General features: G+C 70.0%; 17 protein-coding genes. 11 read left to right on the plus strand and 6 right to left on the minus strand.

What is annotated here, in order from left to right:
• Positions 1-20: 20 nt before the first annotated feature.
• Both ACFWXC_RS38055 and ACFWXC_RS38060 read right to left on the minus strand, forming a co-directional pair.
• Complete coding sequence (locus tag ACFWXC_RS38055) at positions 21-440, minus strand: hypothetical protein (RefSeq protein ID WP_384486164.1); 420 nt, start codon at positions 438-440, stop codon at positions 21-23.
• A 100-nt stretch (positions 441-540) separates the two neighbouring features.
• Positions 541-963, minus strand: coding sequence for a hypothetical protein (locus ACFWXC_RS38060; protein ID WP_384486166.1), 423 nt, complete (start codon positions 961-963; stop codon positions 541-543).
• A 255-nt stretch (positions 964-1,218) separates the two neighbouring features.
• Between ACFWXC_RS38060 and ACFWXC_RS38065 the strand changes: the two genes are divergently transcribed.
• The 11 genes from ACFWXC_RS38065 (at position 1,219) to ACFWXC_RS38115 (ending at position 12,154) form a co-directional block, all read left to right on the plus strand.
• Positions 1,219-2,370 (plus strand): histidine kinase, encoded by a 1,152-nt coding sequence (locus tag ACFWXC_RS38065; RefSeq protein ID WP_384486168.1) that lies wholly within the window; start codon positions 1,219-1,221, stop codon positions 2,368-2,370.
• Positions 2,358-3,011, plus strand: coding sequence for a LuxR C-terminal-related transcriptional regulator (locus ACFWXC_RS38070; RefSeq protein ID WP_384486170.1), 654 nt, complete (start codon positions 2,358-2,360; stop codon positions 3,009-3,011). The genes ACFWXC_RS38065 and ACFWXC_RS38070 overlap by 13 nt, the downstream gene beginning before the upstream one ends.
• 652 nt (positions 3,012-3,663) lie before the next feature.
• On the plus strand, positions 3,664-4,041 hold the full coding sequence (locus ACFWXC_RS38075) for a carboxymuconolactone decarboxylase family protein (RefSeq protein WP_384486172.1): 378 nt from the start codon (positions 3,664-3,666) through the stop codon (positions 4,039-4,041).
• 19 nt (positions 4,042-4,060) lie between these two features.
• Positions 4,061-4,801: an SDR family NAD(P)-dependent oxidoreductase gene (locus tag ACFWXC_RS38080; RefSeq protein WP_384486174.1), complete on the plus strand. Its 741-nt coding sequence runs from the start codon at positions 4,061-4,063 to the stop codon at positions 4,799-4,801.
• Between the two features lie 35 nt (positions 4,802-4,836).
• Positions 4,837-6,078, plus strand: a complete 1,242-nt coding sequence (locus tag ACFWXC_RS38085) for a cytochrome P450 (RefSeq protein ID WP_384486176.1) — start codon at positions 4,837-4,839, stop codon at positions 6,076-6,078.
• Between the two features lie 51 nt (positions 6,079-6,129).
• Positions 6,130-7,074: a hypothetical protein gene (locus tag ACFWXC_RS38090; RefSeq protein ID WP_384486178.1), complete on the plus strand. Its 945-nt coding sequence runs from the start codon at positions 6,130-6,132 to the stop codon at positions 7,072-7,074.
• A gap of 59 nt (positions 7,075-7,133) precedes the next feature.
• Positions 7,134-8,699: a flavin-containing monooxygenase gene (locus ACFWXC_RS38095; RefSeq protein WP_384486180.1), complete on the plus strand. Its 1,566-nt coding sequence runs from the start codon at positions 7,134-7,136 to the stop codon at positions 8,697-8,699.
• Between the two features lie 16 nt (positions 8,700-8,715).
• Positions 8,716-9,663, plus strand: a complete 948-nt coding sequence (locus ACFWXC_RS38100; protein WP_384486182.1) for an SDR family NAD(P)-dependent oxidoreductase — start codon at positions 8,716-8,718, stop codon at positions 9,661-9,663.
• The gene (locus tag ACFWXC_RS38105) at positions 9,660-10,595 is read left to right on the plus strand and encodes a cyclase family protein (protein WP_384486184.1); all 936 of its coding nucleotides are present in this window, start codon (positions 9,660-9,662) and stop codon (positions 10,593-10,595) included. The genes ACFWXC_RS38100 and ACFWXC_RS38105 overlap by 4 nt, the downstream gene beginning before the upstream one ends.
• Positions 10,596-10,603: 8 nt before the next feature.
• The gene (locus tag ACFWXC_RS38110; RefSeq protein WP_384486186.1) at positions 10,604-11,017 is read left to right on the plus strand and encodes a nuclear transport factor 2 family protein; all 414 of its coding nucleotides are present in this window, start codon (positions 10,604-10,606) and stop codon (positions 11,015-11,017) included.
• A 123-nt stretch (positions 11,018-11,140) separates the two neighbouring features.
• Positions 11,141-12,154: an AraC family transcriptional regulator gene (locus tag ACFWXC_RS38115; protein WP_384486188.1), complete on the plus strand. Its 1,014-nt coding sequence runs from the start codon at positions 11,141-11,143 to the stop codon at positions 12,152-12,154.
• 15 nt (positions 12,155-12,169) lie between these two features.
• Here ACFWXC_RS38115 and ACFWXC_RS38120 read toward each other — a convergent pair whose 3' ends face one another.
• From ACFWXC_RS38120 to ACFWXC_RS38135, 4 genes are read right to left on the minus strand one after another with little or no spacing between them, the layout of a single operon-like run.
• Positions 12,170-13,306 (minus strand): phosphotransferase family protein, encoded by a 1,137-nt coding sequence (locus ACFWXC_RS38120; protein ID WP_384486190.1) that lies wholly within the window; start codon positions 13,304-13,306, stop codon positions 12,170-12,172.
• Positions 13,303-14,061 carry an SDR family oxidoreductase gene (locus ACFWXC_RS38125; RefSeq protein WP_384486192.1) on the minus strand — a complete coding sequence of 253 codons (759 nt, stop codon included), beginning with the start codon at positions 14,059-14,061 and terminating at the stop codon, positions 13,303-13,305. The genes ACFWXC_RS38120 and ACFWXC_RS38125 overlap by 4 nt, the downstream gene beginning before the upstream one ends.
• Positions 14,058-14,861 carry an SDR family NAD(P)-dependent oxidoreductase gene (locus ACFWXC_RS38130; RefSeq protein WP_384486194.1) on the minus strand — a complete coding sequence of 268 codons (804 nt, stop codon included), beginning with the start codon at positions 14,859-14,861 and terminating at the stop codon, positions 14,058-14,060. Before ACFWXC_RS38130 ends, ACFWXC_RS38125 begins: the two co-directional genes overlap by 4 nt.
• Entirely contained in the window at positions 14,858-16,123 is a 1,266-nt protein-coding gene (locus tag ACFWXC_RS38135) for an acyl-CoA dehydrogenase family protein (RefSeq protein WP_384486196.1), read from the minus strand. Before ACFWXC_RS38135 ends, ACFWXC_RS38130 begins: the two co-directional genes overlap by 4 nt.
• Between the last annotated feature and the right edge of the window lie 31 nt (positions 16,124-16,154).

A 16,154-nucleotide genomic window follows, 5' to 3' on the forward strand; every position in this document is an offset into this window, starting at 1 on the left:
GACGTGCCCGGGACACCGGTTCACGACGTGCAGACGTCCTTCAACCGGTCGGCCGCCGCGTCGATCTTGCTGGTGTCCGGGCTGGTGTCGCCGTTCAGGATGGCCTTGTTGTAGTTCACGATGGTCGTGTTCAGGTCGTCGACCGCGGCATCGAGCTTGTTGTCGTCCGTCTTGTCGTCCGACTTGTCGTCGGTCTTGTCGTTGATCTTGTCGAGGTTCTTCTCGATGGTGTCGATGGACTCCTGGGTCCGCGTGGGATCCTCGATCGCGTCCGCACCCGCTTGGTGGATGGCGGTGACGCTGTCGGCGATGGTGTCGGCGCTGGAGACGCAGTCCAGCGAGTCGTCGAACTCGCAGCCGGTGGCGAGTGTCGCGGTCAACGCGACAGCGGCTGCGGCGGTGGCAACGGCAGTGATGCGATGGTGACGGCGTGTGGTCACGGGGGTTTCCTTTCCTCGCACCGTGCGGTGCGTGACGGCGGAGCCGGTGGTCGGACGGACGCGGGCGATGGTTCGCGATGCCGGGGCCGGGCTCCGGTCCCTACTGGCCGGTGACGCGGGTGTCCGGCACGGGGCGGCCGGCTTCGCCCCTGACCGTGCGGCGACCTGTCACCAGTCCGCCGAGCGCTCCCAGTGCGACGATGCCCATCGCGCCGGCGGTCGCCATGCCCTTCGCACCGTCGACGACGAAGTAGGAGGCCACCGCCACACCGCCGTTGAACAGGAACAGGAACCACAACACGGGCCGGGTCGACAGGAACGCCTTGATCCTGGGCTTCTTCGCGATGCGGGTACCTGTCACCAGCGACACGGCGACCCCGGCGAGCGTGGCGACGTTCTTGTCCGTGCCGTCCAGAACCGCGCCGGCTCCCATGGAGGCGGCCAGGCCGATCACGAAGAACGACCAGAGCAGCAGATCGGCGACGAACGACTTCAGGGTGGCAAACAGCGACTTCGGCTTCATCGCGTTCCTCGGGTGCGGGGAGCTCGGAGCTCTCGTGGTCTGGGCCTCCCACGATTCCGTCGCTCACCCGTCGGCACACGGAAGCGGACTCCCGAACCGAGGGTGTAGCCCGCTACACCCTTGAACTCGGAGCAGTTCGGCCGTCACCTGTCCCGTACGGCCACGAAGACGCCGGCGCCGGTCCCGTGGTACGCGGGAACTCGCCCACCCCCACAGATATTTGCGTAACTCAAGTAGATCACTTAACTTCCTGCCATGTGGAAATCGGTGCAGCGCGCCGGGAGGGCCACCGCTCACCTCTTTCTGACGGCGCTCATGGCGTTCGGCACGTGGATCTTCATCACCGTGCTGCTGATCACCGCCGTCGGTACGTTGGCACTGGCCGGTATCTGGCTGCTGCCCGAGACGGTGCTGCTCGTCCGGCGGATCGCGGGGGCCAAGCGGAACCTCACCGCTGCCTGGACGGGCGTGAAGATCCCCGAGGTGTACCAGCGCCTGACCGGCACCGTGCGCGAGCGGGTGGTCACGGCGGTACGGGATCCCGGCACCCGCAGGGATCTGCGCTGGATGGTCGCCTACTGGTTCTACGGCGCCCTGCTCGCCCTCGCCCTGCCGCTGTGGCCGGTCGGGCTGCTCGTCGACGGCGCGTGGTGCGGGCTGCTGCGCCGCGAGGCCGTCGTCCTGCCCCTGATCGTGCGGATCGCGGACCTGGAGGCCGACTGGTCGACGGCCCTGCTCAAGCCGTCCCCGCAGGCGCTGCTGACGGCCAAGGTGGAGCGGCTGGCCCGAACGCGGGCCGACGCGATCGCCGCGCACGGTGCCGAACTGCGCCGTATCGAGCGTGATCTGCACGACGGGGCGCAAGCACAGCTCGTGGCGCTGTCCATGCGGATCGGGCTTGCCAAACGCGCCTACGGCCGTGATCCGGAGACCGCGCTCAAGCTGCTGGACGAGGCCCAGGAGCAGGCCGAGAAGGCGCTGGCGGAGCTGCGGAACGTCGTCCGCGGCATCCATCCGCCGATCCTGACCGACCGAGGCCTCGTCGGCGCGCTGCGGGCGCTGGCGGCGAGCAGCGGACTGGAAGTCGCCCTGGACGACGGCGCCTTGGACCAAGGGGTGCGGGCGCCCGCGGCCGTGGAGGCGGCGGCCTATTTCGTGGTGGCCGAGGCCCTGACCAACGTGGCCAAGTACAGCGGGGTGTCCCGCGCGGAGGTCCGGCTGGTCCGGGCTCGGCGCAGCCTGCGCGTCCAGATCCGGGACGAAGGCCGAGGCGGTGCCGTCGAGACCGGCGGCTCGGGGCTGCCCGGCATGCGACGGCGGGTCGCCGCACTCGACGGAACCATGGAAGTGTCCAGCCCCACCGGGGGGCCGACCGTGATCGAAGTGGAGCTGCCGTGCGTGTGGTGATCGCCGAGGACAACGCCCTCCTGCGGGAAGGACTCGTCCTGCTGCTGACCTCGGCCGGGCACGAGGTCGCCGGCGTCGCCGGCAGCGGCCCCGAGATCATGCCCGCGCTGCTGGAACACCGGCCGGACATCGCCGTACTCGACGTCCGGATGCCGCCCGCTTTCAGGGACGAGGGCCTGCGCGCCGCGATCGAAGCGCGGCAGGCGATCCCCGGCCTGCCGGTACTGGTCCTCTCCCAGTACGTCGAGGAGTCGTACGCCGCCGAACTGCTGGGCGGCGGCACCAACGGGATCGGCTACCTCCTCAAGGACCGGGTCGGCCGGGTCGACGAGTTCCTCGACGCGCTGGAGCGGGTCGCCGCCGGCGGCACCGCCCTGGACCCCGAGGTCGTCTCCGAACTCCTCACCCGCCGCAAGAACTCACCACTCGACACACTCACCCCGCGCGAGCGCGAGGTGCTCGCGCTGATGGCCGAGGGCCACGACAACGCGACCATCGCCAGGACCCTCGTCGTCACCGAACGCGCCGTCCACAAACACATCGGCAACGTCTTCCTGAAACTGGGCCTGCCGGCGAGCGACAGCGGCCACCGCCGGGTACTCGCCGTCCTCGCCTACCTGGCCCACACACCCCAGGCATGAACGTCCGAAGGGGCGTCCTCACCACATGTGGTGAGGACTGACGAGCAGTTGCGTTCGGAACGGCCGTGACCGGCAAGGGGTTCGCGGCGGTGGTTCGAGAATCCCCGGTCGGCGACCCGCCGCTTCGGCAGGTACCGGGCCCCGTGGCCGAGCGCACCGGCGATGACGTTGCCGCCCGCCCCGGCGTGCGCAGCCGGACGATACCTCCGGAGACGCGCTGGATCACCCGTCCGACGGCGGCACCGGCCGGCATGCCGCTGATCACGCCGGCCGCCATCCGATTCTCGACCCGGACCTCCCTTTTGCCGAAGCTCCTGCCATCGAGGCTCCGACCTGCACCGATGTCCTGCCGAGGGCACTAGGGCCACCCCGCTGCGACGAGTCGGCGTCCGGGGCATTGCCGTACCCACTCTCCTTCGCATACGGTTCAATCAGATAGCTAATTTCACCAATCTGTATACGTAACCCGATGGCCACGGACGGCCCGGAGCGCCCCAGCGTCTCCGGTTGCCGCGATCCCCCGAGAAGTGGCCGAGAGAAGGGTGTGACGAGTGCAGGGAACAGAAAGTCCGTCCCGGTGAGCGGGACGCGCAAAGAGTCACCCGTAGACCTCACGACAGCGGCCGAGTTGCGCCGACTCGGACTCCGAACGATGTCCTCCGTCGTCGATGTCTCCCTCCCCGACGACGCCGATCTGCGTGACGACGGTCTGGGTGCGGACCTCGTCGAGATCGGCCTGGTCAGCGTCTGGGCCGAACTCTGGGCGCGGGACGGCCTGGCACGGAGGGACCGCAGCCTGGTCACGCTGGGCATCCTCATCGCGCTGGGCGCCGAGGACGAACTCGGCAGCCATGTCCGGATAGGGCTGAACAACGGGCTGACGGAGGCCGAGATCTCCGAAGTCCTCTACCACGCCGCCGGATACGCGGGCTTCCCCCGGGCCATGGCCGCACGCAAGGCCGCCCGGAAGGCGCTGGGTCCGACCCTCGGCGTGGCGAGGGGTGACCTCCCCGCAGAACCGAAGCAGTAGCCCCTACATGGAGTCCTGAATGACGTCACTGAACGGAAGAAACGCGGTCGTCACCGGTGGCGGCCGAGGCATCGGGCGGGCGATCGCCCTCGTGCTCGCCGCCCAGGGTGCGACGGTCGCCGTGTGGGACCTGGACGGCACGGGGGCGCGCGAGACGGCCGACGCGATCGGCGAGGCGGGCGGCAGGGCGGTGGCGGTCGTCGGCGACGCCGCCGAGGCCACGGCCGTCGCGGCCGCGGCGGAGCGGACGCACGCGGAACTCGGCCCGGTCACGATCCTGGTCAACAACGCCGGGATCACCAACTACGTGCCGTTCCCCGATCTCACCGAGGAGACCTGGGACAGGATGATCCAGGTCAACCTCAAGGGCCCCTTCCTGGTCACGCGGGCCATCGTGCCCGACATGCTGACGGCGGGGCACGGACGCATCGTCAACATCTCGTCCTCGTCCGCCCAGACCGGCGGTCCCGGGGTGTCCCACTACGCGGCGTCCAAGGGCGGGGTGATCGGCCTGACCAAGGCGCTCGCCCTGGAACTCGCCGACACCGGAATCACGGTCAACAACGTGGCGCCGAGCCTCATCGACACGCCCCTGCTCCGCGAGGGATTCGACCCCGACGTGCTGGGCGCGACCATGCCCATGAAACGGGCCGGGCGCCCCGACGAGATCGCCTACGCGGTCGCGTACCTCGCGTCGGACGAAGCCGCATACGTGACGGGCCAGACCCTCAGCGTCAACGGCGGCCGCTACTTCGTCTGAGCGGCCACGAGCAAAGCCACGAACAAGGGACGACCATGACAGAGACCGTGACGGACACCGAAGCGACGGACGAACCGCCGCCGTTCCCGGCACCGAGGTCGGGCACCTGCCCCTTCGCTCCCCCGCCCGACCTGCTGAGGCTCCGCGACACCGGCAAGCCGGTGATGCGCGTGCGGAGCTGGGACGGCACCACCCCGTGGCTGGTCCTCTCCCACGCCGCCCAGCGAGCGATCCTCTCCGATCCGCGGATGAGCGCCGACATCGGCGCGCCGGGATACCCGCACACCACCGCGGCCATGAAGGCGCACGCGGGCGAGATGCAGCCGTCGATCAACAACACCGACGGCGCCGAGCACACCCGCTGGCGGAGGATGCTGACCAGTTCCTTCACCCGCAATCGGATGCGAAGGCTCCAGCCGGCGATCCAGCGGATCACCGACGACCTCATCGACAGGATGCTGGACGGTCCCAACCCGACCGAGCTCAACGAGGCGCTCTCGCTGCCGCTGCCGTCACTGATGATCTGCGAGCTGCTCGGGGTGCCGTACGAGGACCACGAGTTCTTCCAGAAGCACGCGGGTGTCACCAACGCGGTGCACAAGACCCCCGAGGAGAACGCGGAGACGGCAAGGGCGCTGCGCGCGTACATCGCTCAGCTCATCGAGGCCAAGATGGACGACCCGGCCGAGGACGTGCTCTCCGACCTGGGGGCACGGATCAAGGCCGGTGAACTCACCTTGGCGGAAGCCGCGCCGCTCGGCCACATCCTGCTCGTCGCGGGCCACGACACCAGCGCCAACATGATCACGTTGGGGACGGCGCTGCTGCTCCAGAACCCGGACCAGCTCGCTGCCCTGCGCGAGCGCTCCGGCGACCCCGACTACGTGGCGAAGGCCGTCGAGGAACTGCTGCGCTATCTGACCATCGCCCATCTGCTGGCCCGCCGTGCGGTCGTCGAGGACGTCGAGTTCGAGGGGGTGACGATCCGCGCGGGTGAGGGGGTCATCGCCAGTCTGCCGGCGGCGAACTGGGACCCCGAGGCGTTCCCCGACCCGCAGGCGCTGGTCCTCGACCGCGCCGCGGGTCACCATCTCGCGTTCGGCTGGGGCCCCCACCAGTGCGTCGGGCAGCAGCTGGCCCGCATCGAACTCCAGGTGGTCTTCAGCACCCTGTTCCGCCGGATTCCCACGCTGCGGCCGGCGGCCGGTCTGGAGGACCTGGCGTTCAAGGAGGACTCGCAGGCCTACGGCATCTACGAACTGCCCGTCGCCTGGTGACCGCCGATCCGGCACGGCTCGTACGACAGACCCGAGAAAGGGAGGACCGCCATGACGGACGGCGGCTTTCGTGTGACCCGGCTGTACCACCCCAGCCATCATGTGACCGATCTCCGCGAGGCGGAGGCGTGGTTCGAGCGCGTCTTCGGGCGGCCCAGCCGGCCGATGGCCGAGATGATGCGGGGCGCCCCCGTCAGTGAGGGCTATCCGACCGACTACTCGACGTTCACGCCGATCAACGACGTCCTGTTCGACACGATCGACCCGAAGCGCTACGTCCTCCAGGGCGTCCAGCGGTACGCGTCCGTCGACAAGCCGCATCTGAAGGGGTTCGGCTGGTACGTCGACGGGATCGCCGACGCCTATCGTGCGCTGAAGGGGCTCGGCATCGGCATGGTCGGCCAGCTCGACGAGGTCGCCGAAGGGGACGATCCCCCGACCGCGCCCAACTCCCCGATGCCGATCTTCTTCACGGTGCCCGAGGACGCGGGCCTGCGCTACGAGTTCCTGCCGCAGATCCCGTTCCCGCTGGACCACCGGCTGGCTCCGGACTGGGAGCTGCCGCCGGTGTCCGAGGACGACCCGCTCGGCATCGAGCGCTGCTCGCACCACACCGTGCTGACCGACCGCGTCGACCGTGCCCTGCGTGTGGTGGTCGACGGCCTGGGCGGGACGGTCTTCCACACGGGGCGCAACGAGGTGCTGGGCGCGCAGAGCACGTACGTCCATCTGGCCGACGCGGTCTTCGAGTACGCGGTCCCCGACGACGGCACCCCGGCGCACGCCGACTGGGCCACCGGCGCGCCCGCCGACACGTACCACTCGATCACCTGGAAGGTCGCCGACCTCGACCGCGTCGCACGCCATCTGGACGCGCAGGGCGTGGGGATACGCACGCGGACGAGCGACACGCTCGTCACCGACGCCGCGACCGGACTCGGCATTCCCTGGGGCTTCACCACCAGGCTGACGGCCGGCGATCCGCGCGAGGGGTGAGTGCATTGGCAGTCCCTGCAAGCAACGGGAGCCGAGCCGCCGCTCACACCGATATCGACGTGCTGGTCATCGGTGCCGGTGTCACCGGGATCCATCAGCTGAAGCGGGCCGTTGACGCGGGACTCTCCGCCCTGCTGCTGGAGGCCGGCCAGGGGGTCGGCGGGGTGTGGCACTGGAACCGGTATCCGGGAGCGCGCCTCGACTCGGAGAGCCACACCTACGGATATCTGTTCTCGAAGGAGCTGTTCGAGGGCTGGGAGTGGCGCGAGCGGTTCGCCGGACAGCCGGAGAACGAGCGGTACTTCAACTACGCCGTCGACAGGTTGGGCCTGCGCGACCGCATCCGGTTCGGGGCCCGGGTCAACTCCGTGCTGTTCGACGAGACTTCGGCCACCTGGCTGGTGCGGGCGACCGACGGCACCGAGGTGCGGGCGCGGTTCGTGGTCGCGGCGACCGGTGTGCTGTCGGTGCCGGTCTTCCCCGACGTGCCCGGTCGCGAGGACTTCGCGGGCGTGGCCCACCACACCGGCCTGTGGCCCGACACACCCGTCGACTTCGCGGGCAAGCGGGTCGCGGTGGTCGGGACCGGTTCGAGCGGCGTCCAGGTGATCCCCGCCATCCTCGCGGACGTCGCTTCTCTGACGGTCTATCAGCGGTCGCCCAACTGGTGCACTCCGCTGAACAACGAGCCGATCGCGGCCGAGCAACAGGCCCAACTGCGCGACGATTTCGAGCAGTTGCGGGAGACACTCAACGCCTCGGCGAGCGGGTTCCTGCACCAGCCGCGCGAGCGTACGGCGTTCGAGGACTCACCGGACGAACGGTGGGAGTTCCACGAACGGATGTGGCAGAGCCCGGGCTTCGCCAAGGTGATCAGTCACTACGCGGACATGCTCACGGACAAGGCCGCCAACGACGACTGGTGCGCCTTCATGGCGGAGAAGGTCCGCGGCATCGTCAAGGACCCGGCGACGGCGGAGCGCCTCATCCCCACCGACCACGGCTGGGCGGGGAAGCGGCCGCCCTTCGTGACCGGCTACTTCGAGGCCTACAACGATCCGAAGGTGAGTCTGGTCGATCTCCGGGAGAACCCGTTCGTCCGGGTGACGGAGACCGGGATCGAGACCCCGGACGGACTGAGCGAGTTCGACGTCATCGTCTGGGCGTCGGGGTTCGACTTCGGCACCGGCGCGCTGAACCGGATGGGCGTGCGCGGCCGCGGCGGGCTGGCCCTGGAGGAGTACTGGGCCGACGGACCGCGCACGTTCCTGGGGCTCATGAGCCACGGATTCCCGAACTTCTTCTTTCCCGGCGGGCCCCACGGTGCGGCCGGCAACAACCCGCGGTACGCCGAGGACCAGGTGAACTTCATCGCCGACGCGATCGAGTACCTGGGCGATCACGGCCACCGGGTGATCGAGGTCCCCGCCGACACGGAGGCGGGCTGGAACGCCATGGTCGCAGAGCTCGCCGTGTATTCCCCGTTCGGTGAGCACAGCTATTTCTTCGGTTCCAACATCGCCGGGAAGCCCCGGAGTTTCCTGCTGAATCCCGGCGGACGCCCGAAACTGCGCGAGTTCATGGGCGAGGTCCTGCAGTCGGAATACTCCCGCTTCCTTTCCTGAACCGGAAGGCATGGTCATGCGGCAACACCTATTCGACGATCGCGTCGCGGTGGTCACCGGCGCCGGACGCGGGATCGGGCGGGCCTACGCCCTGCTCCTCGGTGAACTGGGCGCGAAGGTCGTCGTGAACGACCTGGGCGGATCGATGGAGGGCTTCGGTTCCGACGCGGGTCCCGCCGAGGCCGTCGCCGCGGAGATCAACGACGCCGGCGGTACGGCGATCGCCGACACGAGTGACATCTCCACCGCCGACGGCGGCCGGCGGCCCGTCGAAGCCGCCGTCGAGGCGTTCGGGCGGATCGACATCGTCGTCAACAACGCCGGCAACGTACGGTTCGCCGGACTGCCGGACATCGACGCGGCGAACATCGAAAGCCACCTGGCGGTGCATGTCCTCGGGGCCTTCCACACCACACGTGCCGCCTGGCCGTACATGCTGGAGCGGAATTACGGCCGGGTCGTGCTCACCGGCTCGATCGGGATGTTCGGGCTCCCGGACAACCTCGGTTACGCCACCGCCAAGGCGGCGATGATCGGGATGGCCCGGAGCATGGCGGTCTCGGCCCGCGGCCACGACATCAAGGTCAACGTGATCGCCCCCAATGCCATGACGCGGATGGGCGGCGGCCCCTCGGAGGGCATGGACGCCCTTCGGGAGCAGGGCCATCCCGGTGGCGGCGTGATGGATCCCGCGCTCGTGGCGCCCATGGTGGCGTATCTCGCCCACGAGGCGTGCGACGTGAGCGGCGAGGTGTTCCTCGCCGGAGGCGGACGGTTCGCGCACCTCTTCGTCGGGGTCACCGAGGGTTATCTGCCCGCCGATCCGCTCAAAGTCACGACCGAGGACATCGCCGAGAACCTGGACCGGATCAAGGAGCGCTCCGGATACCACGTTCCCGGCGACCTCATGGAATGCGTCAGCCGTTACATGGCACATCGGCAAGGAGAAGAGGGAGAAGCGTGAGCGCAGAGAAGGTCTGGCCTCATCACGAACTCGGCAAGAAGCTCAACAACTGGGGTCGTTGGGGGGACGACGACGAGATCGGCACCCTGAACTTCGTGACCCCGCAGAAGCGCGTCGAGGCCGCGCAACTCGTCCGTACGGGCAAGGCGTTCGACCTGGGCATGGCGTTCGACAGCAACGGGCCGTTCAAGTCCGGGGGTTTCCGCAACAACCCCATCCATGTCATGACGCTGCTTCCGTCCGACACGGCGTTCGCCCAGGACGGTCTGATCTCCGCCGACGACATGATCGTCACCGGCCTGCAGGCCGCCACCCAGTGGGACGGGCTGGCGCACGCGGGCTACGGCGGCGCCTTCTACAACAACGTGCCGGCCGCCGCGGTCAACAACTTCCAGGGCGCCAGCCGCAACTCGTTCCACAAGGCCGTCGACCGGCTGATCTCCCGCGGGGTCCTGCTCGACATCGCCCGGCTGAAGGGTGTGGACCGGCTGGAGGACTCGTACGAGATCACGGAGGCCGACCTGCTGGCCGCCGAGGAACGCCAGGGCGTGCGCGTCGAGTCGGGCGACATCGTGCTGCTGCGCACCGGCTCCTACCAGTGGTTCCTGGAGGGCGACCGGGAACACTTCCTCGGCAACGCGCCCGGGCCCTGCCTCGACACCTGCAACTGGCTGTACGAACGCGAGGTCGCGGCGCTCGCGGTGGACAACCACTCCGGTGAGGTGTGGCCCAGTCCCGTCAAGGGCTCGACGATTCCGTTCCACCAGGTGGTGATCCGGGACATGGGGCTCACGCTCGGCGAGATGTTCAACTTCGAAGAACTGGCGGCGGACTGCGAGGAGGACGGCGTGTGGGAGAGCCTGTTCTGCGCACCGGGCCTGAAGGTGACGGGCTCCGTCGGCTCCCCCATCACGCCGATCGCCATCAAGTAGGCCTCGCCGTGGTGGAGTTCGCCGAGGTCAGCGCAGGCGTGCGGGCGACGGTCGCCGCGCACGCCCAGGCCCAGGACGAGGGCCGTACCGAGGACATGGTCGCGCTGTACCTGCCGGACGGCGTGGTCGAGATACCCGGCTTCGAGCCCCTGGTGGGCGCCGACGCCATCCGGGAGGCCTTCTCCCAGCCGGGGTGGCGGCCCGATCCGGACCGGCCGCAGTGCCACCTCGTCGGCAACACGCTCCTGACGGAGTGGGACGACCGTACGGCGAAGGCGACCAGCGACGTGGTGATGCTCGTCCGCGCCGGTTCCGCCTGGTCCGTCGCCATCGTGGCGCGCTATCACGACACGTTCGAGGAGTCCGCGGGCCGCTGGCTGCTGCGCCGGCGGGTGGACGAGTACGCCGGGGACGCGCCCTGACCCCGGTGGACGGCAACAGGCCGGCGCGACCGCGCGTTCCCAGCGGTCGCGCCGGCCTCGTCACCTCAGTGCGGACTGCGACCATGATTTGATCCTGGGCGACACGGGTGCCATCCTGGGAGCGTGTCCCTGGTTCGGTCGGCAGGCCTGCAGAAGTTCCGACAGTCCGTCGAGGGTCTGGGTGGAGACGCGGGAGCGTATGCCGCACGGGCGGGTCTGCCCGTCGAGGCGCTCGACAGCGACGAACTGCTCGTGGAGGACTCCGCCCTGGCGGCGGTGCTGGAGATCGCCGCGGCCGACCTGGGGTGCCCGGACCTGGGGCTGCGGGTGGGCGAGGCACAGGACTTCGGCATGTTGGGCCCGTTGGCAGTGGCGATCCAGCACTCCCCCTCGGTCGCCGACGCGCTCGCCTGCACCTCCCGGTACATGTTCGTCCATGCGCGAGACCTCAGCGTCTCGCTGGTGGAGGACCCCGACGGGGCTCGCGGGGTCGTCGGACTGCGGTACTCCTTCGGTACGGGCAGGCGGCCGCTGCCGCAGGCCACCGACATGACCATGCTGTTCGTCCATCGTGCGGTGATGTTCCTGGTGGGCGGCGAGTACGGGCTGCGGTCGGTCGACCTGCCCCACCAGCCGGTGGCGCCACGGTCGCGGTACGAGGACGCCTTTCGAGCCCGGGTGCGCTTCGGCCGCGACAGCGCGCTGCTGCGTGTGCCGTCGAGCCTGCTGTCGCGGCCGCTCGACGGGGTAGACGAGACCTTGCGCCGGATCGCGCTGGCGTTCCTGTCCAGTCAGTCTCCCGAGGCCGGCCCGGTGGTGGCCGCGAAGGTGCGCGCGCTCCTCGACCAGTCCCTCGGGACCGGTTCCACCGATCTCGTCGACGTCGCCCGGGCCCTCGCCGTGCACCCACGCACCCTCCAGCGGCAACTCGCCGCAGAGGGTGAGTCGTTCGCCTCGATCCTCGACGGAGTCCGGCGGAGCCGAGCCCGCACCTACCTGACCACGACGGACATGCCACTCGCCCAGGTCAGCGACCTGATCGGGTTCGCCGAGCAAGCAGTCCTCACCCGCTGCGCCCAGCGGTGGTGGGGGCGCACTCCGTCCGCCCTGCGCCGCGAGGCACGGGCGAGGCGCTGAGCCGCCAAGTCCGGGTCACGGCAGGCTCCCCACCTGGGCATCAGCGATGTCGGGGGACATCCGTACGGCGGCGGAGACGATACGGCGGCACCGCAGTTCGAGCAGGACGACCGCGATGCCGAAGTAGCGGAACTGCTTGTTCGTCGTCTGCCTGGCCAGGTACCGCTGGTAGACCTGCTGGGCGATGACGGCGACACGGAACAGGCCGAAGACCTGGTACCAGGCCCATTCGCGGTGGGTCACGCGGGTGCCGGTGCGCGAGCAGTAGTGGGCCACGACCTCTTCGCGGGTCATCATCCCGGGCAGCTGGGTGGGCTGGCGGCGGAAGGCCTGCAGGTGCCTGCCGTCGTCGGCCTGCACCCAGTAACCCAGGCCGTTCGCAAGGTCCATCATCGGGTCGCCGACGGTGGCGAGCTCCCAGTCGAGCAGGCCGACCGGCCGGGTGGGGTTCTCCGGGTCGAGGACGACGTTGTCGAAGCGGAAGTCGTTGTGCACGAGGGTGTGCGGCCGGTCGGCCGGCTGGTGGTCGGCCAGCCACCGCATGACCCGCTCGAAGCTGCCGACGTTCCAGGTGCGCGCCTTGCGGTAGCGCTCCGACCAGCCCTCGACCTGCCGGCGTACGTAGCCGTCGCCCTTGCCGAGGTCTGCGAGTCCGGTGGCCGTGAGGTCGACGGCGTGCAGGTCCACGAGCAGGTCGATGACGTTGCGGCACAGGGCGGCGGTCTGTTCGCGGTCGAGCACCACCCCGCGCGGCAGGTCTCTGCGCGGGATCAGGCCGACGAGGCGCTGCATCACGTAGAACGGCGAGCCGATGACCGTCGGGTCCTCGCACAGGGCGACCGTGCGCGGCACGTACGGCAGGAACTGCCCGAGCTGGGTCTGGATGCGGTGCTCGCGGCCCATGTCGTGCGCGCCGTTGCGGTGGGTGCCCTTCGGGGGACGGCGCAGGATGAGGTCGCCGTCCGGGTAGCGCAGCAGGTAGGTCAGGTTCGACACGCCCCCGGAGAACTGTCGGGCCTCCGGCACGACGGACAGGTCGGCCTCGGTGCTGCCCGGGGTGGCGTTCTCGGCGAGCCAGGCGGCCATGGCAGCGACGTCGAAGGCGTCCTCGTCGCGGACCGGGCGGGCACCGGCGACGCTTTCCTGCTTCATATGAGTCTCCGGACGATCTGGAGGGGGAGGATCTTCATGGCGATCCCGAGCGGGAGCCACGGCCAGGCGGGCACGTAGGCCTTGGCGCGGCGCTTCTCGACGGCCTTGACCATCGCGCGCACCCCGGTCACGGTGTCGACCATGAACCGGGTCTTCTGCTCGACGTGGGCGTTCATCTCCGAGCGGATGTACCCGGGGTGGATGACGGAGACGTCGAGGCCCTGGATGTTCTCCGAGCGCAGGCCCTCGGCGAGGCTGGCGAGTCCGGCCTTGGTCGCCGCGTACGTGGTCATGGATCTGCGCATGCCGCGCAGGGCGGACATGGACGAGATGAGCACGAGGTGGCCATGGCCCTGCCGACGGAAGATCTCCAGCGCGGCCTCGGTCTGGGCCAGCGCCCCGACGAAGTTCGTCATCGCCGTCGCGATGTTGGCATCGGCGCGTCCCGTGCCCAACGGAGCGCCCTTGCCGATGCCGGCGTTCACGACGATCCGGTCGATCTGTCCGGTCCGCTGCGCGAACTCGTGGAACACCGAGCCGACCGCGGTGCTGTCGGTGACGTCGAGGGCAGCGGTATCGACCCTGCGGCCGGTGACCGAGCGGATCTCGTCGGCGAGGGCTTCGAGCCGGTCGGTGCGCCGGGCGCACAGGGCCAGGTCGTAACCCAGCGCAGCGAACTGACGGGCCATCTCCTCCCCCAGTCCCGAGCTCGCCCCGGTGATGAGGACGACGCGGTGGTCGCCGGGCCTGCTCATGCCTGCTCCTCTCTGAGCTCGGCACGCCGGATTCTCGCGCCCGCGGCCAGCATCCGACGGTCGTACAGGGGCCGCGCCAGTCGCTTCGTCCAGTACGCGATCCGTGCGGAGCGGTCGGGGAGGACCAGGAAGCGGCGCGCGTCCACCCCCTTCAGCACCCGCACGGCGACCTCCTCGGCCCCCAGCGGGGCACGTGAGATCAACTTGGCCGCCACCTCGTCCATCAGCGGGTCCTCCCCGCCCAGGGAGGCTGCCAGGTTGGTGCGGAAGAACGACGGGCACACCACCGTCACGCCGACGCCCCACGGGCCGAGTTCGTGGCGCAGGCTCTCCGAGAGGGCGACGACGGCCGCCTTGCTCGCGTCGTAGGAGCTCATGGCCGCCGGATGGACCAGCCCTGCCAGGGACGCCACGTTGACGATGTGGCCGTGCCCTTGGGTCTTGAGCAGCGGGGCGAAGGTGCGGCAGCCGTTCACGGCGCCGAGCACGTTGACCTCGAGCACCCGCCGCCAGTGCGCGTCGTCAACGCGGTCCATGCGCCCGCCGGCGGCGATACCGGCATTGTTGATCAGCACGTCGAGCCCGCCGAACTCACGGCGCACCCGCTCCCGCGCATCCGCCCAGTGCTGCGTCGAGGTGATGTCCAGCCGCTGGTAGAGGGCGCCCGCCGGGACCGGCGCTTTTGCGGCGCGGTCGGTGACGAGCACACGGTCCCCCCGCGCGGCGTACCGGGACGCGAGGGCCGCACCGAGGCCGGAGGCGCCGCCGGTGACGAGGACACGGCGGGCGTCGCGGCTCATCGGGCCGCCCTGTGCTTGGCGAGCTCGACACGGGCGATGACGTCCCTGTGCACCTCGTCGGGGCCGTCGGCCAGGCGGACGGCCCTCGCGGCGGTCCAGGCGCCGGAGAGCGGGAAGTCGCTGGAGAGGCCGGCGCCGCCGTGGATCTGCATGGCGAAGTCGATGACCTGCTGGGCTGTGTTCGGCGCCGCGACCTTGATGGCGCTGACCTCTGCGAGCGCACCCCTGGCGCCGACGGTGTCGAGTTTCCAGGCGGCGTCCAGGATGAGCAGGCGGGTGGAGTCGATCGCGATCCGCGCCTCGGCGATGCGTTCGCGGTTGCCGCCGAGGTCCGCCAGTGGCCTGCCGAACGCGGAGCGTGCCAGACCGCGTTCGCAGGCCAGGTGCAGGGCCCGCTCGGCCAGGCCGATCATGCGCATCGCGTGGTGCACCCGGCCGGGGCCGAGGCGGCCCTGGGCGATCTCGAAGGCCCGCCCGGGGCCGGCGACGATGTACGAAGCCGGGACGCGGACATCGGTGAAGGAGACCTCGCCGTGGCCGAAGGGCTCGTCGAAGAAGCCCATCGTGTCCAGCATCCGCTCGACCTTCACCCCCGGGGTGTCCCGCGGGACCAGGACCATCGAGTGCTGGGCGTGCTTGTGGGCGCCCGGGGCGGTGAGCCCCATGACGATGAGGACCTCGCAGTCCGGATGCCCGATGCCGGTGGTCCACCACTTGCGGCCGTCGAGAACGACCTCGTCGCCCTCGATCACAGCGGTGAGCTGCATGTTGGTGGCGTCCGAGGAGGCCACGCCCGGCTCGGTCATGGCGAACGCCGAGCGGATCGACCCGTCGAGCAGCGGCTCCAGCCAGCGGTCCTTCTGCTCACTGGAGCCATAGCGCAGCAGCACCTCGGCGTTGCCGGAATCCGGCGCGTTGCAGTTGAACACGTACGGCGCCAGGAACGACCATCCGGTCGCCTCGGCGATCGGGGCGTAGTCCAGGTTCGTCAGTCCGGAGCCGCCGCGCGGACCGAACCGCTCCGCGTACCGCCCTCCATGGCCCGCGGGCAGGAACAGGTTCCACAGGCCCTGCCCCCGCGCCCGGCGCTGAAGTTCCCGCACCTCTTCCGGCACCTGCCACAGGTCCGTCCCGCCGCCGACGCGGCGAGCCTCGTCCTGGCGCCGGCGCAACTCGTGCTCGACGGGGGCGATCTCGTCCTGAATGAAGAGCCGCACGGCCGCGGTGAGCTCGGCCGCACGCGGAGAAGGGCTGAAGTCCATGGCCACCACGCTAGGGACAGCCGCCCGCTCT

This window comes from Streptomyces sp. NPDC058683, from assembly GCF_042716195.1.
Taxonomy (GTDB): Bacteria; Actinomycetota; Actinomycetes; order Streptomycetales; family Streptomycetaceae; genus Streptomyces.